Origin of the sequence: Pseudomonas sp. SBB6, assembly GCF_024213215.1 — a bacterium.
GTDB classification, from domain to species: domain Bacteria; phylum Pseudomonadota; class Gammaproteobacteria; order Pseudomonadales; family Pseudomonadaceae; genus Aquipseudomonas; species Aquipseudomonas donghuensis.
In genome coordinates, this window is the sequence record NZ_JANAVH010000013.1 from 85841 (window position 1) to 107192 (window position 21352).

General features: G+C 61.1%; 12 protein-coding genes. 1 reads left to right on the forward strand and 11 read right to left on the reverse strand.

Annotation, left to right across the window (positions count from 1 at the left end):
* The first annotated feature begins 96 nt into the window (after positions 1–96).
* Positions 97–8055, forward strand: a complete 7959-nt coding sequence (locus NLX68_RS22325) for an RHS repeat domain-containing protein (protein WP_254285831.1) — start codon at positions 97–99, stop codon at positions 8053–8055.
* Between the two features lie 252 nt (positions 8056–8307).
* Here the strand turns inward: NLX68_RS22325 and NLX68_RS22330 are convergent, their stop codons facing one another.
* Genes NLX68_RS22330 through NLX68_RS22380 form a run of 11 tightly spaced genes read right to left on the reverse strand, consistent with a single transcriptional unit; the run spans position 8308 to position 21341 of the window.
* Complete coding sequence (locus tag NLX68_RS22330) at positions 8308–9102, reverse strand: carbohydrate deacetylase (protein ID WP_254285832.1); 795 nt, start codon at positions 9100–9102, stop codon at positions 8308–8310.
* The gene (locus NLX68_RS22335) at positions 9074–10246 is read right to left on the reverse strand and encodes a GNAT family N-acetyltransferase (protein ID WP_254285833.1); all 1173 of its coding nucleotides are present in this window, start codon (positions 10244–10246) and stop codon (positions 9074–9076) included. Before NLX68_RS22335 ends, NLX68_RS22330 begins: the two co-directional genes overlap by 29 nt.
* A gap of 4 nt (positions 10247–10250) precedes the next feature.
* Complete coding sequence (locus tag NLX68_RS22340) at positions 10251–10940, reverse strand: GNAT family N-acetyltransferase (protein WP_254285834.1); 690 nt, start codon at positions 10938–10940, stop codon at positions 10251–10253.
* A gap of 34 nt (positions 10941–10974) precedes the next feature.
* A complete protein-coding gene (locus NLX68_RS22345; protein ID WP_254285835.1) occupies positions 10975–12894 on the reverse strand; it encodes a hypothetical protein in 1920 nt (639 codons plus the stop codon).
* A complete protein-coding gene (locus tag NLX68_RS22350; RefSeq protein ID WP_254285836.1) occupies positions 12891–14195 on the reverse strand; it encodes an oligosaccharide flippase family protein in 1305 nt (434 codons plus the stop codon). Before NLX68_RS22350 ends, NLX68_RS22345 begins: the two co-directional genes overlap by 4 nt.
* Positions 14192–15202, reverse strand: a complete 1011-nt coding sequence (locus NLX68_RS22355) for a polysaccharide deacetylase family protein (RefSeq protein ID WP_010220530.1) — start codon at positions 15200–15202, stop codon at positions 14192–14194. The genes NLX68_RS22350 and NLX68_RS22355 overlap by 4 nt, the downstream gene beginning before the upstream one ends.
* Before the next feature lie 9 nt (positions 15203–15211).
* A complete protein-coding gene (locus tag NLX68_RS22360; RefSeq protein ID WP_254285837.1) occupies positions 15212–16348 on the reverse strand; it encodes a glycosyltransferase family 2 protein in 1137 nt (378 codons plus the stop codon).
* Positions 16341–17306: a glycosyltransferase family 2 protein gene (locus NLX68_RS22365; RefSeq protein ID WP_254285838.1), complete on the reverse strand. Its 966-nt coding sequence runs from the start codon at positions 17304–17306 to the stop codon at positions 16341–16343. The genes NLX68_RS22360 and NLX68_RS22365 overlap by 8 nt, the downstream gene beginning before the upstream one ends.
* Positions 17303–18673, reverse strand: coding sequence for an O-antigen ligase (locus NLX68_RS22370; protein ID WP_254285839.1), 1371 nt, complete (start codon positions 18671–18673; stop codon positions 17303–17305). Before NLX68_RS22370 ends, NLX68_RS22365 begins: the two co-directional genes overlap by 4 nt.
* Positions 18670–19755, reverse strand: a complete 1086-nt coding sequence (locus NLX68_RS22375; RefSeq protein ID WP_254285840.1) for a glycosyltransferase family 4 protein — start codon at positions 19753–19755, stop codon at positions 18670–18672. The genes NLX68_RS22370 and NLX68_RS22375 overlap by 4 nt, the downstream gene beginning before the upstream one ends.
* Positions 19752–21341: a Wzz/FepE/Etk N-terminal domain-containing protein gene (locus tag NLX68_RS22380; protein WP_254285841.1), complete on the reverse strand. Its 1590-nt coding sequence runs from the start codon at positions 21339–21341 to the stop codon at positions 19752–19754. Before NLX68_RS22380 ends, NLX68_RS22375 begins: the two co-directional genes overlap by 4 nt.
* Between the last annotated feature and the right edge of the window lie 11 nt (positions 21342–21352).

Below are 21352 nucleotides of genomic sequence, written 5' to 3' on the forward strand. Positions count from 1 at the left end.
GGTGTTTCTGCGAGTCAGGCGCTTTGGGGAGCGTCTCAATGCGTTGAGCTTGTTCATTATGGTTATGATACTTATATTAAGTGCGAGGAAAGCGTGATGAGCAACTCAGACCAATGGCTCCGCGGTACAGTGTTTGATCACAAACAAGTCAACGGCGATGACGGGTTTCACTACGATCTGGTCTACCCTTATTTTCTTCACAGCGGTGACTACTTACAGCGCCTGCTGAGTCATGAATATGCCCTGCAGTACCGTAAACACCAAACCCCCGAGCCACAGGCACCATTAAGTTCACCGGAAGCGATTGTCAGTTTTTTCAATGACACCTTTGCCAGTGACCTCAAGGATTTCGACGCCGCCCAGACGGTAGAACCGTTGTTCGGCGCCGGGCTACTCGATTTCTACTTGAAAAACGATATCAGCCAAATTCAGCAAAAATACCCACAGCCGATGGTCAATACCGCCGAGATGACCCGGCGCCTGGCAGTATTGCAGAAAAACCCGCAGGCCGTGCTTAGGGCCTACGACGACCGCTTCGAAAACATGCGTAACAGTACCTTCAATTGCGCATTCGATGCCGGCGAATCCAGCTTTGGTTACTCGTGCTCCGGCTCATCGGCCATCTTCCGGCCTGTGGAGTCCAACCAGGATATCCAGGCCGATGATGTCTGGTTGCTGCCCGGTGTGTTCTATCGCGGTGCCTACATGCCGGTGCTTGAGGGAGTTGAAGTGTGGTTGGCCTCCTTCACCAGTGATATGTCACGGGTGGAGATCGGTAGCACCTTTGCGGCCGGCAGCGAATTCAAGGTGCGTTATCACTTTATCGTCGACACCCAGAAGAACACCGGCAAAGCGCTGCACAGCTTCCTGCGTGCGTTTGCGACTAACTTCGGTGGTACCGGTGGGGCACTGAGCGTGACTGCCGGGGGCAACGCCATTGTCGATGACGATAACCTGATCCCCAGTATCCCCGGTACCCAGACCAGCAACTTCAGTTGGGTTCGCGGGACCGTTCATGACCATCGGCAGGTCACGGATATGCAAGGCCAACCGCATCCATTGGTCTATCCGGAGTTTACCCGACGCTTCGATCTGTTTTTCCGCGATTACCTGCGCGGTGAAATACCCGCAACCTTCAATGAGCCCGCTCCGGAGGATCAGGTGGAGCCGCCGTTGGGTAATGATGAGGCAATGATCGCGTACTTCAACGAGACCTTCGCGACCGATTACTCGATTGAAACTTACAAAGACACCCAGTTTGGCCCCCAGGCCTTGATTCCGCGTTTTGACGCACAAAAAGACAGTGAGCTGCGGGCTCGTTCGCCACTGAGCGATACACTGTTCAACAACCGCCTGCAGAGCTTCCGGCGCAAACCGCGCAAAGTGCTCGAGGCGTTTGATAAGCGCTTCGCCAACCTGGTGGTTGGCCAGCACTATGCCGCGTTTAACGCGGCCGATTCGAGCCTGGGTTTTGGCAGTGCGGGGAATGCAGTATTCAAGTTGTCTGATCAAGGCGGTCAGTTGCGGGCGGATTGCGTCTGGCTGGTACCGGGGTTGGCTGATGAATACACCGAGCTGCCAGTACTCGACGGTATCGAAACCTGGTGGGTATTGCTCAGCCCCGACAAAAAACTTGCCGAGGTTGGTGTGCAGCCGTCGCCGGTGGACGCGGGATGGAGCTACCACAAGATTGTGGTAGACACCGAGCGCAGCAGCGGCAAGCAAGTGCAGCAATTGATCCAGGGGCTGGCCGGTAACAGTGAAATTGAGATCTACCTCAATGGTGGACTGATGCCGGACACTGACTGGCCGGTGAGTCGCCCGAATGGCGAACAGGAATATGTCGAGCCCGAGTGGCAAGAACCCGCTGTATGGATTCGCGGGACCATTGACAACTACAAAGTAGTAACCGGTAACGATCGTCAGGACTACCGGCTCGCGCATCCGGATTTTCTGGACAGGTCAGACTACCTCTTCGAGATGTTGGCTAACGGTAACTTTCCTGATTTTCCCGGGATGGATGGCGACCTGTATGGCGAACCGTTTATGCGCGACGATCTAGCCGTAGCGCAGTTCATCCAGGATCACTATGGCTACCCGGTGGAAGAACAACTGCTTCGCAAGGAAGTGCAAGGGGACAGTAAGTGGGGAGAATACTTCTGGGAACAACCCAGTACCCTGGATCGCCTGCAGTCGATGCTCTCACCCGAAGAATATAATCGGCTGTTACACTTGCTGCAAACTAACCCAGACATGGTGTTCAACGCCTACGATGACCGCTTTGCAAACATGCGCGTGGGTAGAGACCTGGCTTCGCTCGACGCGGCCGACTCGACCTTCGGTTACTCTTGTGCGGGAGATGTGATTTTTCAGCTGAAAAATCCTCAGGCGACATCATCGGTCAAATCTATGACAGGTGGCGCTGCGACGCGTAGTGGCGATGCTACAGCAAACAATATTTATATCCTGCCTGGCTTGTATGACGAGAAGAAAAAACGACCCGATAGCAAAGGAATTGAGGTCTGGACCGTTTCCCTCTCGGCGGACAAAACAACGGCCCATGTAGGTATGACAGCACAGGATGCTGCCAGCTACCCCACGCAGTACATGATCATTGTCGATACCGAAAAAACCACTGCGGCACAAATTCATCAGCTGATCACTGGGAAAGATAAAGAGGTCACCCAGATTTACCTGCATGGTGCAGCACTGGAAAATACGGGGACAGTAATCCCCCCCGCTGCCGAGGCACTGGCGGATGTAGGGTACACCGGGGAACGGTATGTCTCCATTGAACCTGGTACCGGCAAGAGTAGCTGGCATATCCCTGTTGCACGGTTGGTGGGGGACGATGGGGTTGGGCCGGTGTTTGATCTTGGAATTGCAGTGAAGGGGGAGAGTTACTTTCCGTCGCTGGAGGTGAATCTAGGTAAATACAACTTAATTAAAAGTCACTTGAAGCTTGACGATAAATTACGCCTATCTGATGGCCGGCTAATTACCGTTGATATTGTTTCTGGTCAGGTTTATGAAGGTGAAGATTACACTTTGCATGCCAATTTTCATGACCTTGCTGGCAAGCTTGATGTGGTGCGGAAAAATGGGGCAGTAGAAGTATTTTATGTTGGCCTCCATGAGCACTCGGTGAGTGATAAGCGGGCTACTGTATTTCTTCAGACCCTATTGTCACCAAGTGGACGGAGATTGACGTTTTCCCGGAATGTTTCCAGTATAACTATGGAGTCCATTTCTGATGATACGGGGGTGTTGGTTGCTTTTTCATATAGACCCCAAAGTGCTTTATTAAATAGTTTGACTTTGTTTCCCGGTTCGGATGAAGAGGTCAAATATAGCCATGTCAGGAGCAATTTAGGTGAGCACGGAATAGCTCACGCAATAACTGTAGAAGGTAAAGGGCTACTGGGTGAACGGAAATTTAATATCAAGACCGATGGTGAGGCACAATCGTTCCGGATAAAAGAACTGACGGTAACCACCGCTGCAGCAGGCGCAACGGCGCCCACCCATACGCAATCAGAGACCCTTATTTATCAGGGTGATAACAAAGTCTCACGTTATACAATTGCCCCGGGCGGTGGCGTCGACGCGCTGACCGAAACCTATGATTATAGCGCTCAAAACCAGACGATTGTCAATTGCTCCCAAGGCTGGTTCAACGTCGGCAAACGAGTACACACCTTCCAGGATGGCCGCCAAACCAAGGAATCCCATATTGTTGCCGGCGTCACGTACACCACCGAACAAACCATGGCAGTCGACAAAACACGGCAGGTACTGACGGTCACTTCAACCCAGAAGGTAGACAGCACTATTGTCGAGCAAACGGCCTACGAACTCGACGCCCGCGGTAACCTGATCAAAACGATCAAAGGCAATCAGGTGACCGAAATGACTTACTTCAACAATTATAAAAAATACAAGGTCAAGGAAGACAAGAAAACGGTGCACGATAACAGCGTTTTCGGCTGGTTGCTCAAGCCGCTGGATTATGCCAATCCGATTGGATGGGGCTTCCAGGCGTTTGGCAGTTCGGGCTTGACCTGGGGGACACGTGTCGAATCGACAATCAGCATGAGTGTTAGTGAAAACAATTACGCCAAGGCAGCGTTCAACTTGCCCGTGGACGTCAAGTATCCCGGCGATGTCGGCAAACTCAGTGCTCATATTGAGTCAGAGTTTGTGTACCTTAAAAAAGGTGACCAGGTTCACCCGCAACGCCTGACCTATTATGGTTATGGCAAGTTGGAGTCAGCCAACCAGAAGGCGGTTGGCAGGGCGCATGCGGTGGTGCCGACCCTGAAGTTGACGGTGCTTGAGCCGGACTATGAAAAAGTTGATATCACCAAAGAGCAACTTGCGGTTGCCACGCTGGCGGCGAAGCCGTTGCTGGAAAGCCTGAAAAAACAGAAAGAAGCCGCCAAGGCAGAAGAAGCCAAAAAGATTGGCGAGACCATTACCAGCCTGGAGAAAAGTCTCAACGAGCAAAGCAAAGTCTATGCACAGGGCTTCAAGTTGAAAACCAAGGTGGCAGGCTCGATGCAGGTCGAGGAAATCGCTTACCACACAGATAGTACTAAAAAAACCGCATTCGGCCGGGTCAAGTCGAACGCCGTGTGCCTGCTGGACAAGGACGGTAAGGAGATAGCAGACTCCAAGACCACTACCACGTTTGACTACTCGGTCGATGCTAAAGATAAGCGCAAAGTCACGACCACGGTAAGCGTAAAGGTAGGTGCAAAGGTGACGGCCACCTCGAGCCAGACACGCGCCGGGTTCAACGGGCGTTTGCATGAGAGCGTTGATACTGAAGGGAATAAGACGACACTGACTTACGGCACGGCGGGGCTGCTGAGCACGGAAAGCGTCAAGCAGGGTGACAAGGTCCTCGAGGAGACTGCGCATAGCGTGAAAGTTCTAGAGGGGGGGCGTTACCAGTATGAAAGCCACAACACCCAGTCAGGAAGAATATCGCGTGTGGTCAACGATGTGCTGGGTCGGGAGTGCGAAACCTGGGTAAGTCGGGATGGCAAGTCATGGCTACAACTGACCAGCGTCACTTACGATGCACGCGGTCGGCTGGCCACGGCCATTGTATATGACTACGATGGCGCGAGTAAAAAACACAGCACCCGTACGATCAGCTGGATTTACGACAGCACCGACAGCAAAAAATGTACCGTCAAGTATGAGCTCAAGAATGCCGCCGACACAGTAGTCGATAGCAAGAGCCAGGTCATCGAAGCGACGGTAAACTCGCAAAAGGTCACCAGCGGAACCTTCACCCAGGAGCGCCGCTACGATATCAGCGGACGTTCGCTGACAGAGACCTTTGATGCGGGGGGCAGTGCGCCTTCCCTGAAGTTGGTGAGTAGCTTTTCAGCCGACGGGCTATTGCAATCGACGAAACAGTTTGCCGTCGAGTCTGGCACGGAAGTCGAGTTGGACAGCGCGGCGTTCAGTTACACCAACGCTGGATTGGTCAGCACGGTTACACCCAAGCATCGCAAACCCACGTCTTACACCTACGACCGCTTTGGCCGGCGGCTCACCGAAACGTTGGGCAGCACTGTCATCAGTAACACCTTTTCCAGTGCAAGCCTGGCAGCTGTGGCGATCGCAGGTAGTATCAAGGATGGCAGCGCTACGCCGGTATCGCTGGGAAGCCAGACGGTGGATGGTCTGGGCCGGCTTAGTGAACGGTCAGTCAATGGTGTCAAGAATACTTTCGCCTATAGCGGCGCCAGCGATTGGACCAGTGCAAGTGGTGCGACCGGTCCTACGACGCTCGAGGGTTATACGGCCGGTTTCGATAGTGCAACCTTGAACTATAGCGAATGCTGCCCGCAGCCTAAGACGGAAAAGAAAGACTACACCTCTACCCTAGCGTTGAGCATAGGCGGCAAGACCTTGAGTTTCACCGACGTGGCGGGCAACACCACGGCGTATCGGTACGATGCCTATGGCCGTCAGATCGGTTCGACCAGCAGCGTTTGTGACACGCAGTTCGAGTATGCCGACAGTGGGCTACTGGTGAAGGAAAGCATCAGGGACGTGAAAACCGGTTGTACCATGACGGTGACCTATGACTATGACCCCTGCGGGAACGAAACCCTTCGCACGTTCGAATGTGCAGGGTTCGATACCCTGAGCGTGGAGCGCACGCTGTTGGGGGATGGACGCCTGAATAAAAGCACACTAAAGGTCAAGGGCACAGAGCGCCGCAGTGATAATTACAGCTACGACCACGCCAATCGCCTGCAGGAGTGGTCATGTACCGGTGAAGACGCTCCTGCCGACTGGATGGGTAGGGGCTTCACCAAACAGGTATTCAGCTATGACAGTTTGGGCAATGTGGTGAAGCGGGAAAATACGTGTTCACCAGAGATACCGGCTTCGACTTACGGGTACCACACAACCAAGCCCGGGGCGTTGGTCAAATGGGATAACGAGTCAGAGGAAGTCGACGCTGCAGGCCGCCAAATCAAATGTGCAGGCCGAGCTTACACCTATCACGCCAATGGTCAGGTAAAGACGTGCGGCTACCCGAAGTACACTGAGCATTATAACTTTAGTTACGATGACCTTGGTCGTATTCGAGGCACCACCCTGGGCTCACGCACGGAGACTTATCATTACCGTGGTAACAGGATCTATGCCTTGCACCAAATCGACACCAGCGGCGGTGACGATAGCCGTGATGAGCGCAGGATTGTGCTGCTTAACGACAGCCCGGGGTGTCTGTTGCAGCAGATCTACACCCATGCAGGGGCCAAGACCGAGTTGAATGGTAGTTTTGAATTACGCGATGCGGCGGGCAGTGTGTTTGCCAGTCTCAACCTGGCTACCAAGGCAGTTAAATACTATAGCTACCTGCCGTATGGTTATCGCCAGCTGGATCAGAAGGACGTGACCTGGCTCGGTTTCAAGGGCGAGCCGCTCAACCCGATGGGGTTGTATCACCTGGGCAATGGCTATCGTCTATACGATCCACTTCTGCAACACTTCCTGACCCCCGATAACTGGAGCCCCTTTGGTGCCGGGGGTGTGGCGGCCTATGTGTACTGTGGCGGTGACCCGGTCAACTTCCACGACCCGAGCGGGCATGCGGCGGTAGCTCAGTACAGCCGATGGGAAGGCATGCCTTTTATGTACACGAGCGAATTTCGTATTGCCACTTCGGTATTGGGTGTGCTGGCGGCGCCGTTTACCGGGGGGACTTCGCTTGCGCTCGCAGTGGGAGCCACAGGGCTTGCTATTATCGCATTCGGGTTTGAGATTGCGTCAACATTGCTGGAGGAGAGTGATCCCGAGTTGTCGCGAATCCTAGGGTACGTTGGCCTGGGGTTTGGTTTGGCGAGCGCCGGGGCGGGAGTAATGGCAGCGCGGTCGGCGGGGGCTGTCGGATCAAAACTGACTCTGCCGCCGAGAGTGTTGAGGCGTGCTGGCGGAATCCCGCCAGGAAAAACACAATTGGCGGGAACTTATCAAGGCGCCAAAGCATCTGCAGATTATGTAATATTCAGTGGGGGCTATCGTAGTAAACGACTGGCAATTTTTTCGCATGGCGGCCCAAGCAAAAAGTCATTTACCATGCCTAATCAGATGGAAATGCGATTTGTTACTAAAAATGGCGTATATAACATGACCTCCATTGATCAGCTTGAGCTAGACATTGCTAATAATACTGCTCAATTGCATCCTAAAGCAGTCGTTCCTGACTATCATCTGAGTGCTTTTGAAAAGACGTGGTATGACAAGATACTCCACTCTTCAGTAGTCAATAACCCAAGTGGATTTATGCGTCAGATAGAAAGCGTTGCGAGTCGCACAGGAGTGGATGTCCTGATGATTGATCCGCTAAATACTGCGCCTGGTTCCTGGCTTAGATTAAGTGAAGTCGTCGAACATGTGATTACAAAAAATAACCTTCTTTATAACAGCATCGAAGGGCACTTTTGCCGAGGGAGCCTTTCACCGGCTACGCCTAATTTAATTCGTAAGGGGCTGGTCGCGGTTGGGGCGCACATGCTTTAGGTGGGCCCCTTCTCCCGGGTCTGTTTTTTGTTTGGCATACATGCACTTCTTCGTCATGTAACGTCCAATCACTAAATGAGTGACAGTCCCCAGGGAAGGTCTGAAGTACCCACCGATTTTTTGATACTCCAGCCATTTGGAGTTCAAAAAATCGGTGGCCTGCCAAAAGTCAGGCTCTGGCTCTTTAGGAATTGCTGTCCTCCAACGTCTGTAGATTGAAGTTAGGCTTTTAAACCATGAGCCGACGACCATTCAGGAAATCGTTGTAACCGGTGAATTGCGTTCACCCATAATCACCCCATACCCCACCTTAGGCACCCCCCCCAGCCTCTGCTCCACCAACGCCTTCAACGACTCCCCACTCCCCAAATACGCATCACCAAAATCATGCCCCCCCAACGCACTTGGGTGCGCCACCACTTCCAGCAACCCCTGCGCCGGCGCCAACCCCGCGCGTAAATCAGCCGGCGTACACACATAATCCGCCGTCGCCCCCGCCAACTGTTTCAACCTTCGATTAAGCAACGTCTTGAACACCCGCTTCAGCGGCCCGATGTTGTGCCCAAGGTTGCGCGCCAACCTCACCGCCACGCCCTCACGTGCCGCAAACCGGGCCACAATCACCCCGATCGGCCAGATGTTGTGCACGTGCTGGTGCGAGTCCAGGTGGCTGGGCGTCAGGCCCTGGTTCAGGCAGTGCTGCCACTGCGCCTGCAATTCCTGCTCGACGGCTTCGCGCTCGGCCCGGCTCAGGCGCAGGGTGCGCTGCTTCAGGCGCAGGTCGAATTCGCCATTGGCGGCGCAGAAGCGCGGTTGCTTGCCGATGGCTTCGCTCAAGGGCCGGCCATAGGTGAGGTTGAAGTGCAGGCCGATGCGCCCGCGCAAGGCCGGCAGTTGCGCCAGGCTGCACGCCGCGCTGAACGCCGGCATGTTGGCCATGGCCGTGGCCGAGCTGATCAGCCCGGCCTGGAAGGCATGCAGGATGACCGCGTTGGTGTGGGCGCTGAGGCCGAAGTCGTCAGCGTTGACTATGACCTGTGAGGGCATCCGGGTTCTCCTGTGGCGAGTCGGGCTCGGCAGTCGCTACCGAGGGTGGGCGGCGCAGGCGCTGCAGCTGCGGCTTGAAGCGTTGCCACAGGCGTACGGCCAGGCCCAGGGCCAGGCCGCTGGGGCGCCAGCTGTAGAAGCTTTGGCGGTGGTGTTCGAGGGTGCCGGTCATGCGTTCGTGCAGTTGGTGGCTGGAGTTGTTCAGGCTCACCCGCGAGGCGTCGACCCATTCCCAACCGTCGTCCAGGCCCCAGTGAATCCATTCCTCCAGCAGCACGCGGCCACTGCCAAGCTCGGCATGGGCGGGGACGAAGGCCAGGTTGTAGTCGTACACCCGGCCGCGCTCGAACACGCCCAGGCGGTAGCTGATGCAGCGGCCATCGAGCTCCAGCAGCACCAGGCGCACCAGGCCCTGGGCCGCCAGGGCGGTGAAGGCCTGGTACATCCATTGACGGCGCAGGCGCCCGGAAAAGATGCCGACGTCGTCGTCGCCTTTCCAGCTGAGGTGTTCCACGGCGCTGACGGCATCGAGCAGTGCGCTGATGGTCTCGGCGTCGGGCGTCACCCGGCGTACCTGGGCGCCGCAGGCGGCAATGCGCTTGCGTGCGCGGCGCAGTTTGTAGCGCGGGTCGCCGCTGATTTCCTGGCGGTCTTCAGGGCCGATGCGGTGCAGCGGTACCCGGCAGTTCAGGCGCTGTTGATGGGTGGAGCTGCGCCGTGCCCAACGGCTCAGCAACGCCTGGGCCGCCGCGCCGTCGGGCACTTCGTCCAGTTGCAGCAGGGCGTGGGGCAGGTGCTTGCGGATCGCCCGCAGTACCGGCGCGGCAGCCTTGGCGGGCAGGTCGCAGAGCAGGGCAATGCGGTCACTGAGCGGATACCCCAGGTGGCGCACCACCGGTACCGTCAGTGGCCCGAAGCGCTCAGTGCTGCGAATCAGCGGCAGGCACAAGCACAGCCGGCCCTGATCGCGGCCCACCAGTACCTGCAACTGTTGCCCGGCCGCCAGCGCCGCTTCGGCCGCACGCAGCCAGCCCAGGTGGTTGAACGGCGTGCTGTCGGCCAATTGCTGGCGCAGGTGCTCGTATTCGGCGGCGGGAAAGTCCGTCGCCGCCAACGACGGGTACCACTGCAGTTCAAGGCTCATGGGCTCAGGTCACCGTGGCCGCAGCCGGGCTGGCTTCAGGTTTGCGCAGGGGCTCCAGGCGCGATTTGCTGTAGCGCGTTTCGCGGAAGAACTTCCAGCGCCCGAACAGGCAGTACACGTGCATGATCCGCCCCTGTTCCTGATAGCCCATGCGCAGGTGCAGCTTCAGCGCCGGGATGTTGTGGTCCTCGCACACATCCACCACGGTGTCGCAGCCCTGGGCGGCCATGGCCTTCCACAGCTCCAGCTGCAGGTCGACCGAAAGCTGCGTGCCCCAGTACTTGCGCGCAAGCTCGCCGCCGAATTCGAAGAACTGCCTGGGCTCCACCGGGAACCAGCAGCCGTAGTAGTGGCGGTCGTGGTAGTGGCGCAGGCTGCCCCAGATAAACGCCACGGTGTCGCCGGCGTCATCGAGGAACATCAGCCCGGTGTGGCCTTCGGCGGCCAGTTCGCGCATGGTTTCGATGCGGTCGCCAAAGTGCTTGGCGAAGGCCCGCACGTTATGCACGGTGATGCTTTCGATGCGCAGCGGCGGGTAGGGTCTGAGTTTGTGCGGCGGCACCGGGCTGACCAGGTCGCGTTCCATCCACAGCAGTTCCCAGTGGTAGAACAGGTAGCGTTTGACCCCGGCGTTAAGGGTATTGCGCAGTCCTTTGCGCTTGATACGGTCCTGGATTTTGCTCAAAGCACTCATGGTGCCTCCTGTTTCTGGCAGGTGAGGCGCGCGCTCATGACGCGCTCCAGGTCAGGGCGAACAGGGTCTGCCCTGGCAATTGAAAATGGATGCGGCCTTGCTCGCAGACAAACTGCGCGCGGCGAGTGGTGTTGTCCGGGCCGAAGAAGCTCAGGGTGCCTTGCGGGCAGGCTTGCTCGGTGGCCAGGCTCACCTGCTGCAGGCGCTCGCCCTTGTTCACCCCCAGCAGGCTGCGCTGCTTGCCGCGGGCCATGGCCAGGGCGTCGACTTCGAAGGCGTCGTTGTCCAGGGCCAGCACCTGGTCGAGCCAGTGCTGCTGGATGAACTGCTGGGCCAGGCCCACCGGCTTGAGCTCAAAGCGGTTTTCGCCGAGCACCCGGACCATGCCTTTGGGCCACTCGGGTTCGTCGGCGACGTGGAACCAGTTGAGCATGTCGAGCAGGCCGTCCTGGGAGGCGTTGATCACCACCGAGGCCCACCACAGGGCGGCGAAGTGGGTTTCCTGGTCGTAGGGGCTCAGGCTCGAGCCGCTGGAGAGGTTGGTCTGGTCCAGCAGCAGGGCCTTGTTCGGCCGGCCCCGGGCATCGAGGCCGACCAGCGCGGCCGCCTGGCGCACCGCGTCGCGATAGCTGCGGGTGGCCAGCAGGTCGCGGACCATCCATTCGTGCCAGGCCAGCGCGTCGATCTGGCTGCCATGCTCCTTGAGCAGGCGCCGCGCCCAGTCCAGGCCGATGCGTTTTTCGCTGCTGCCGTGCAACGGGCCGTTGACCAGCCGCGAGCTTGCCGGCATGGCGATGCGCACCCCGGCCTCGCGGGCGCCGGGGCTGCGTTGCACGCGCTCGGCCATGGCCTGGAAGTAGCGGCTGAAGCTTGGGTAGTCGCTGTAGTTGAGGTTGGGCTCGTCGGCGAAGGCCAGGTAGTGCAGGGTGCTGCCGCCCAGCTTGCGGGTGGTGTCGAGCCAGTCGTCGAGGCCGTCGTGGCTGGTGCGGTCGGTGGCCAGTACCGATTCGCGGCCGGTGCCGGCCAGCAGGGTGATGTCCTGTTTGATGGTGTAGCGTTGCTGGTAAAAACTGCGAAATGCCGTTTCGTACCCCGGCTTGCGCGCCAGCAGGTCGGCGAAGCTGTAGTAGCCCGCCGCTTGCGGCTGCAGCGCATCGAGCACGGCGTAGCTGGACGGCGGCGGCAGCACATAGGGCAGGTTGACGCCCAGGTCCGGGGTGCGGCCCAGTACCGTGCGGCCCAGGGAGAGTGCCACCTTGCCCGCGGCGTTTTGCACCGGCCGCAATTGCCCGGGCTGCTGGGCGAACAGGTTGGCGCTGCCGTCGAGCCAGAACGCTGCCTTGCCGCGCCCTTGCAGCTGCAAGCGGAAGGTTTGCGCTTTGCTCGACAGCGGCAGCGCCAGGCGATCGAACTGCCAATAGGCGGGGTAGGGCTTGAGCGCCAGGCTCAATGGTTGGCCATCGCCCAGGCGCTGCACCTGCAAACCGTGCACGCCGCCGTGGTACTTGCCGGCCAGGGTGGCTTTCTCGCCAGCGGGCACACGAAAGTACAGCTCCACATTGGGCCCGACTTCGGCGCTGAAATGCACCTTGGCCGGGGCGAACAGGGCGCGGGTGCTGTCGGCGTGCTCGATGCGGTAACGCCTGAAGCTGTAGCCGGGGATTTCCAGTTGGTAGTCGCTGTTGCTCGCCGCCAGCGGCCATTGCACCCGGCCACGGGGTTCATCGGCCTTGATCGGGCGATCGGCCTGCAAGTGGCCCTGGCCATTGAGCAGGAAGATGTGTTCGGGGTTGGCGTCGGCCTGCCAGGCCGGTTGCCAGCTGACCGTCACGGTGTCGGCCTTGGCCGCCTGCAGGTACAGGCTGCCGTCGCGAATGTCGCCCCATTGCAAGGGCGCAGCCTGCACGCTGGCGCTCAACAGCACGCTGCTCACCACCAGGGCCATGCGCTTCATGCCGGCCGCCGTTGCAGCATCTGCCGCAGGGGCGCCAGGTCGCTGGGCAGCACCAGCAAGGTGTGCCAGAACGCCACGCGGCTGAGTTTGCAGTACAACAGCAGCATTGCCAGGGTCACCGCCAGGTAGGCGATGGACGAGGCCATGGCGGCGCCGACGATGCCGTAGGCGGGAATCAGCAGCACATTGAGCACCAGGTTCAACGCCGCGCCCAGGCCCATCATCAGCGACACCGTGCCGGGGCGGTTCTTGCCCAGCAGGTCCAGGCGCAGGATGCTCGCGTAGCACAGGCCGAACAGCCCCGGCAGCAGGGCCAGCAAGGCCGGATACGCCGGTTGGTAGTCGGCGCCGAACAGGGTGACGATCAGCCACTCGCCGATCAGCGCCATGCTCAGGCAGGCGCCGAGCATCACCGTGGCGGTCAGGCGCAGGGCCAGCGGGGTCAGTTTGTCCATGCCGGCGTCCTGCTGCAGCAGGCGTTTCATCAACGGCGTGGTCACCGCTTCAGGGACGATCAGCAACAGTTCGGCCGCCGCGCTGGCCATGGCGTAGTGGCCGAGGGCGGCGCTGCCGAGCATGGCGCTGATGAACAGGTAGTCCGAGCGCAGGATCACTTGCTGGAACAGCACGTCCGGGTGGCTTTTAGCGCTGTACGAGAGCAGTTCACGTTGGCCGCTGCGGTCCCAGCACAGGCGGATCGAGTGCTGCTTGCCGAGCCAGTACAGGCCCAGCACTACCACCATGCTCAGGCCCAGCAGCCAGCTGATCAGCGCCGCTTCCAGCGCCGCGTGCTGCCACATCCAGAACAGCCCGACAAACAGCACCAGCGGCACCAGCGATTCGGTCAGGCGCAGGGCATTGAAGGCGCCAACGCCGCCGGTGGCGTTGTGCAGGGTCAGCAGGCCGCTTTTGAGCACCGTCAGCGGTACCGCCAGCAGCAACAGCCAGGCCAGCAGGCCGAGCTGGGTGGTCACTTCAAGTTCGCTGCCGAACGCCCGGGCCAGGGCCACGCAGATCAGGGTCAGGGCGCCGGCCACCAGGCAGCCGTAGATCAGCACTTGGCTGAGCAGCAGGCCCATGCTGCGCTGCTTGGCCGCCTGGTAACCGACGGCGGTGTTGAGGCCGCCGCTGGTGGCGGCGCTGATCAGGTCGGGCAGGGTACTGAGCAGGGCGAACAGGCCGCGCTCGCTAGGGCCGAGAATGCGCGCCAGCAGCACGTTGCGCATCAGCCGCAGGGCGATCATCGCCAGGCGCGTGCCCATGCTCAGCAGCAGGTGGCGAACATAGTGGCTGCGGCTCATGGGCGGCCCCCGCGGCTGATCCGCCAGGCCAGCAAGGTGGGCCGGCTGGCGGTGCGCTGGCTGACGCTGATGCGTGGCAGGGCCAGGGGGTCGTCATGGCCCTGGCAGATCCCCGGGCGGGTGCTCAGGGCAAACGGGTAGCAGTGCGCCGCCAGGCGCTCGCGCACCCGTGCATCGTGGTCGCCGTTGGGGTAGCAGTACACCGGCAGCGGCTGCTTGCAGCCTTGTTGCAGGGCGTAGTGGCTGCGGCTCAGTTCCTCTTCCAGGCGCTGGTCGTCCAGGCCCGGCAGCAGCGCGTGGCTGGCACCGTGGGGGCCGAAGCTGATCAGCCCGGAGTTTTCCAGGTGGCGCACCTGGTTCCAGTCCAGGGCCTGGGGCAGGGATTCGGCCGGGCAGGCATCGGTGAGGTGATGCAGGGCTATCGGGCTCAGGGTTTTCAGGCTTTGCAGGTATTTGCCCAGGGCCCTGCTGCGGGCATGGGCCTGTTCGTTCATGAAGTAGGCCGCCGGCAGCGGCCTGCCGATCTTGCGCAACTGCTCGATCAGCGCCCGGCGGGAGATCTCGCCATGGGTGCCCCAGAGGGTTTCGCCCAGGCTTTCCCACCAGAAGCGCTGGCGGCTGCCGATGTAGTCGGTGGACAAAAAGATGCTCGCCGGCACCTGGTATTGCTGCAGCAGCGGGAAGGCATTCAAGGCGTTGTCGCGCCAGCCGTCGTCGAAGGTCAGGGCCACCTTGGGGCGGCCGCCGTTGCGCGGCTGCTCGTGGGTTTTGAGCAGGTCCATCAGGTGCACGCAGTCAAAGTGACGTTGCAGCCAGCGCAGCAAGCGCTCAAAGGCCTGGGGGCCGACGCACAGCTCGTTGCGATGGGGCAGGGCGGCGCTGCTGTCCTCGGCCAGCACCCGGTGCAGCATGAGGATCACCCCGGCGCCGCGCAATTGGCTGCGACCCTTGGGCGAATTGAGGTACAGCCAACCGCTGGCACGCTTGATACTGGTTTTTATCGGCATGTCAGGTGCTCATCGAGTCTGGTCGGGGGTCCATTGGTTGTAGCTGTGCCCACGCAGGAACTGCCACAGGCCGACGCTCATCCCGGCCAGGGTCACCAGCACGAAAGCCGCCAGGCGAAACGGCTTGGGCAGGCGTTGGCGCACATCCAGCAGGCCGGCGATGGCAGCGCCATAGCCGAGCAATTGCGCGGCCAGGGTCAATTGGTAAAAACCGTGGCCGTCGAGCAACCACAGGTTGGCCAGCAACAGTGGCAACAACAGCACCGGCGCCAGGCGGCGGATCAGCTTGTGGCTGATCAGGGCAATGGCGTACAGGCCATGGCGCAGCGGGTTGAGCAGCTCACGACGGGCGGCCAGGCTGATCAGGCCGCCGACGGTGACGCGCTGGCGACGGCTGAACTGGCGCTCGGCCTCGTCCACGCCCTGGTCGAGCACCTGGGCCTCGTCGACGTAGACCACGCGCTTGCCGGCGACTGGCGCGCAGGTGTTGATATAGAAGTCGTCGTTGACCCGCGCCGGGATCGGCTGGTACAGCTCGCGGCGCACGGCCTGCAGGGCGCCGTCGGCGGACACCGTGCAACCGGTGCGGCTTTCCACCCGCCGGAGCCAGGCTTCGTAGTGGCGGTACAGGCTTTCGCCCAGGCTCAGGCCCTTGCCGGGCACCGGGATGATCATCTTGCCGACGGTACCGCCGACCTGCGGGTCGGCAAAGGGCGCCAACAAGGCCGCCAGGGTGCCGTCGATCCAGTGCACATCGGCATCGGTGAACACCACGATGTCGCCCGTGCACTGGGTGACGGCGACGTTGAGCACGCTGTTCTTGCCCAGGCGCGGCAGGTCCAGGACCTGGATGCGCGGGTCGTCGAAGCCGCGCGCCAGGGCCACGGTGCGATCAGTCGAGCCATCGCTGGCAACGACGATCTGCAGGTGCTCGGCCTGGTAGTCCTGGGCCAGCAGGTTGCGCAGCTTGTTGTCGATATTGCCTTCTTCGTTGTGTGCGGCCACCACCACGCTGACCCGTTGCGGCGCCAGCGGCGCCGGGCTGTGCCGCGGGAACAGCGGCCCGACCAGGGTCAGCAGCACGGGGTAGCCCAGCCAGGCATAACACGGCAGCAACAGGCACAACCAAAAAATGAACTCAGCCACGGGCGGGCCTCCTTGCGTTCCAGTTGAACAGGCTGAGCACGAAGGCCGCGCCGGCCAGGTGCAGGCGGATCCAGTGCAGGCCCCAGAGCTGCAGGGCAAACACCAGGTCACGGTGTTGCAGGCTCTGGCGCAGGCTCAGCACCAAGGCCGGCAGGCCCGTCACAACGAGCAGAACCAAGCCCAGGTTCGGGAAGCCGTCGAGCAGTGCCGCCAAGGCCAGGGCATCGAGCCCCCAAGCGCCCAGCGACAACAGCGGAAAGCGCAGCAGGCGCAAGCTCAGGCCGTTGCTGCGCAGCAGTTGCAGGTTGCTGCCCTGGCGCCACAGCTCCTTGCCCAGCCACTCGCTCCAACTGCCTTCGAAACCCCAGTGCAACACCACCGGATTGCGCAGGGCCAACAGGCGCGCGCCGGCCTTGTTCAGGTGCCAGGTGAAATCCTTGTCTTCGCCGGTGCGCAGGGTTTCGCTGAAGCCGCCCACCTTGTCGAACCAGTGGCGCCGCAACAGCAGGTTGGGGGTCGGCAGCCATTGCATGCGGTGCAGCGCCGGCAAGCCTGCGCGCAGGGTGCGCCGTTGCCAGGCGCGGGCGAACCACGGCGCCTGGCGCGGGGTGTCGCAGTCCAGGGCAAACACCTCGCCATGGCCTTCGGCATGCAGGTCCAGCAGCAGGCTCAGCCAGTGCTCGGGCACTTCGATATCGGCATCGAGAAATGCCAGCCATTCGCCGCTGCTGGCCTGCACGCCACGGTTGCGCAGGGCGCCAATGGTCAGCCCGGGCAGGCTCAGCACCTGGGCGCCGAGGCTGCGGGCGATCTGCGGGCCGTCGTCGCTGGAGCCGTTGTCGACCACGATCAGCTCGCACTCAAGCCCGGCATCCGCGGCGGCTTTCAAGGCCGACTGCAGCGTCCGGGCAATATGCCGGGCCTCGTTGAACATCGGCACCACGACACTGATCTTCATGCCTTCCCCTGCGCCAGGCGTGCCTGCTCAGCGTTAAGGCGCAGCACGCCGGACAGCGCCAGCATGACCCACAGGTACTTGTGGTTGGGCGCGCTGAGGAACATCAGGAACAGGCTGATGGCAAGCATGCTCATGCACAGGTGGGTGAGCAGGTCGGCCTGGTAGTGGTCGCCCTGTTGCAGCCACAGGCGCCGGGCATGCCAGACGTTATAGAGGGCCAGCAGCACCATGCTGGCGAACAGGATGCCCGCCGGGATGCCGACCTCGCTGAAGATCTCCAGGTAGGTGTTGTGCGCCCGGCGGTACAGGTCGCCGACCTTGCGGTTGGCCGAGAAGGCCTTGGCGTAACCGGTGGTGGCGTAGTGCAGGGGGAAGGTGCCGGGGCCGGTGCCGAGCACCGGGTGTTCGCGGATCATCTTGCTGCCGACCACGATGTACGAGGAGCGCCGGCCCAGGGAATCATCCTTGAAGGCATTGACCCCGGACTTGAGCAGCGCCAGCGACTGGATGCGCGCCACGTAGGTTTCCGGCATCAGCGCCACCAGGGTGGGCAGCAGGATCGCCAGACCGAGCATGGCAAAGCCCAGGTGCCGCGGGCGCAGGCGCGCGACCTGGGTGCGGTAGTGCACCAGGACGATCCCCAGGCTGATCAACAGCACCACCAGGCCCGAGCGCGAGTTGGTCTTGGTCATGCCGGCCAGCAGGAGGATGCAGCAGGCGATCCAGAACAGCTTCTGTATCCGCTTGGGGCTGTTGAACACCAGCCACAGGGCCATGGGCACGGCGATGGCGATGAGCATGGCGAACACGTTGGGGTCTTGCAAAAGACCCGCGGCGCGGCCTTCGTCCTGGTACTTGGCCGAGACCATGGCCATGACGCAGGTCAGGCCGACGCTCAGGGTCACCAGCCGGTACGTCATTGGCAGGTCGAGGTCGCGGCCGATCAGCAGGGTGATGCCGAACAGCAGCAGGCCCACCGTCAACTCGCGCAAATGCCCCAGGGACATCTCGCTGCTGTCGCTGGTCAGAAAACTCAGCAGGTACAAGGCCAGGAAGCCCAGCAACAGGCGCCACATGCTGCTGCGCAGGCGCTCGGCAGGCAGTTGCCTGACCGCCAGTTGCAGCACCAGCACCAGCGCCAGCGCAGCGCCGATCAGTTTGGTGGCGGTCAGCTCGCTGTCCTTGAACAGGCCTTCGAGCGGCACCAGGGTGATGATTGCCATCAACCCCCAGGCCGGGCGCCTGTACAGCGCCATCAAGCCGGCCAGGCCGATGACCGCGCCGGGCGCGAGGAACGGGTAGGGGCTGGCCAGCAGCGCCAGGCAGGCAATGGCCAGCAAGCCGATCAGGGACAGGGGAATGATCATGCGCAGGTCTCCGTGGCCGCGCCCAGGTAAATCCGGGCCCAGCGTTGCGCCAGCGTCGGCAGGTGATAACGTTCGCGTTGGGTGCGCCGTGCCTGGGCGACCAGCTCACCGGCCTGGGCCGGGTCGAGCAACAACGCCTCAAGCTGCATTGCCAGCTCATCCACCGCCAGGGGCCGGGCCAGCAGACCGCTGCGCCCGTGTTCGATCACATCAGGGATATCACCAACGCCAAAGGCCACCACCGGCACGCCATCCTGCATGGCTTCGAGCAGGATCATCGGCGTACCTTCGGTGCGCGAGCTGATGACCAGGGCATCCAGGCGCGCCATCCAGGCGCGCATGTCGGCCTGATAACCCGGCAGGCGAATACGCTCGCTCAAGCCGGCGGCATCGATGCGTGCCTGCAGGGCTATGCGCTCCGGGCCGTCGCCGAGCATCACCGCGTCGAGCTGCGGATGACGCTGGCACAGGGGGATCAGGGTATCGAGAAACAGGTCCGGGCCTTTTTCGCTGCTCAAGCGCCCGACATAACCGGCCAGCCAGCGGCCATCGCCCTGGCGGCGTTCGGGCAGCGCTTGGGCGTCGGGCAGGCCGTTGGGGATCACCTGCAATTTGGCTTCGGCAACCCCGGCCTGGCGGTGGATGCGCTTGATGCTCTCGGCCACGCAGATCACCTGGCCGATGGTGGCGGTGCGGCACAGCTGCAGGCTGATCCAGGTATACAGGTGTTGCTTGCGGCTGGTGGGGGTAAAGCCGTGCTGGGTGGCGACCATGGGCAGGCGCCACAACCTGGCCCCCAGCCAGCCGAACAGCAGGCCCTTGAAGTTGTGGCTGTTGATCAGCGGCTGCTGGTCGTGGCGCTGGTGCAATTGGCCGAGCAGCTCGCCCACCCCGTCGCAGGTCTGGCAGGCCACGCCGGCGGCGCGAAAACGCGCCACCAGTTCGTCCGGGGCGCCGAGGAACAGCACCTGGTGCTGTCCCGGGGTGGCCCGGCAGTGGTCCAGCAGCATGCGCTCGGCGCCGTAGAAGCCGCCACTGCTGAGCAGGTGCAGGATCGGCCGCGGCGTCAGCGCTGCGTTCAATTGCGCACCCAGTGCACCAGCCGCGGCAGCGACCAGCCCTTGTACGGGTTGGGAGTTTCCGGGGTCTGGTCGTTGATCACCAGCAGTACCGGCAGGTCCAGTTGATGGCTGATTTGCGCCGGGTGCTTGAAGCGCCGATCAAAGAACTCTTTGACGTATACCAGGGCAATGGCCAGCAGCAGGCCGGTGAGCATGCCGAACGGCACGATCAGCAGCGGCTTGGGAAACGCAGGCTCCGCAGGCTCGTACGGCGCGCTGAGGATCCGCGCGTTGGACAGACCGTTCAGCAGGTCGGCTCCACGCGATTCTTCGTAGCGTTGGGTGTAGGTAAAGTAGGCCTTGTGCAGGGCGTCGATCTCGGTGTCGAGCTGACGCGCCTTGCTCTGGGTCTCTTGCAACTGGTGCACGCGGCCTTTGAACTCAGCAATGCGCTGGGTCTTCTGGGCGATCACGTTCTGCACCACGGCCAGGTCCTTTTCACGCTCCTTGATGCGGTTGGCGACGATCTTGAGGAACTGCTGGCGGGTCTTGGCGATCTGTTCGCGCTGCAGCAGCATCTGCTCGCTGCCGGGCTGGAACACCGCCAGGTCGCTGACGTAGGTCAGCACCAGGGTGGTCAGCTGTTCACCGAGCTGCTTGATCTCGCGGTCTTCGAACGCCACGTTGTCGACCGTGGTGGTGAAGGTGTAGGGGAAGGCGAAATCGCGCATGTTGGCGTTGCCGGCCGCAGCCAGGTTGGTTTTCAGGTACTCCAGCCACTGCTGGCTTTGCAGCAGGCGGTCGCGGTACAGGTTCAGCGCCTGTTCTTCGGTGTTGATGGCATTGAGGCGGAAGGTAATTTCTTCTTTGGGGTCCGAGGAACCGATGCTCGAGAGCATGCCCAAGCGCTTGCTTTCCAGGTCGTCCATGCGCACCTGGTACTGCAGTTTCTTCTGCTCGTAGAACTGCTCGGGCAACTCGTTGGACTGCAGGTTCTGGCGGTTGCGCAGGTAGTTGTCGAGCAGGCGGCTGACGAACAGCGTGCCCAGTTTCGGGTCGGGGAAGCTGTAGGTCACCGAGACCACGTTGGAACCCGGCAGGGTTTCGATTTTCAGGTCCTTGATGGCGTCATCGGTCAGGGTGTCGAGCTGGGTGTCGCGCACTGGGTCGACTTCCAGGCCGAACAGCGAGCGCAGCGGGTTGACCACATGCTCGCGCAGCGGGTTGCTGATCACGTTGCGGATCGGCCCGAACACTACCCGTTGCATCAGGCTTGGCGGGATGTCGTACTTGCCTTCGTCGCGCAACTGGCTGATGGTTTCGCGGATCAGGGTTGGCGAGCGCAGGATGTTGCTCTCGGTTTCCATGTCGGCCAGCGACGGCGGGATGAACTTGTCGGTTTCCTGGGCCAGGGCGGTGTTGGTATCGCTCTGGGACAGTTTTTTCGACTGCACGATCACTTCCGCGGTGATGTCGAAGCTCTGTTTGAGCACCAGGGGCAACAGCAAGGCGATCACTGCGAAGATCAGGAACACGCGTTTGACCAACTGGCGGTTGGCAAAGAAGATCCTGAAGAATTCATGCAGGTAGTTTTCTTTTGTATTCATGCTCGGATACC

Bases quoted from the DNA above. Each gene is read 5' to 3' on its own strand.
- NLX68_RS22325 (WP_254285831.1), top strand. From the start codon at position 97: ATGAGCAACTCAGACCAATGGCTCCGCGGTACAGTGTTTGATCACAAA.
- NLX68_RS22330 (WP_254285832.1), bottom strand. From the start codon at position 9,102: ATGCCCTCACAGGTCATAGTCAACGCTGACGACTTCGGCCTCAGCGCC.
- NLX68_RS22335 (WP_254285833.1), bottom strand. From the start codon at position 10,246: ATGAGCCTTGAACTGCAGTGGTACCCGTCGTTGGCGGCGACGGACTTT.
- NLX68_RS22340 (WP_254285834.1), bottom strand. From the start codon at position 10,940: ATGAGTGCTTTGAGCAAAATCCAGGACCGTATCAAGCGCAAAGGACTG.
- NLX68_RS22345 (WP_254285835.1), bottom strand. From the start codon at position 12,894: ATGAAGCGCATGGCCCTGGTGGTGAGCAGCGTGCTGTTGAGCGCCAGC.
- NLX68_RS22350 (WP_254285836.1), bottom strand. From the start codon at position 14,195: ATGAGCCGCAGCCACTATGTTCGCCACCTGCTGCTGAGCATGGGCACG.
- NLX68_RS22355 (WP_010220530.1), bottom strand. From the start codon at position 15,202: ATGCCGATAAAAACCAGTATCAAGCGTGCCAGCGGTTGGCTGTACCTC.
- NLX68_RS22365 (WP_254285838.1), bottom strand. From the start codon at position 17,306: ATGAAGATCAGTGTCGTGGTGCCGATGTTCAACGAGGCCCGGCATATT.
- NLX68_RS22370 (WP_254285839.1), bottom strand. From the start codon at position 18,673: ATGATCATTCCCCTGTCCCTGATCGGCTTGCTGGCCATTGCCTGCCTG.
- NLX68_RS22380 (WP_254285841.1), bottom strand. From the start codon at position 21,341: ATGAATACAAAAGAAAACTACCTGCATGAATTCTTCAGGATCTTCTTT.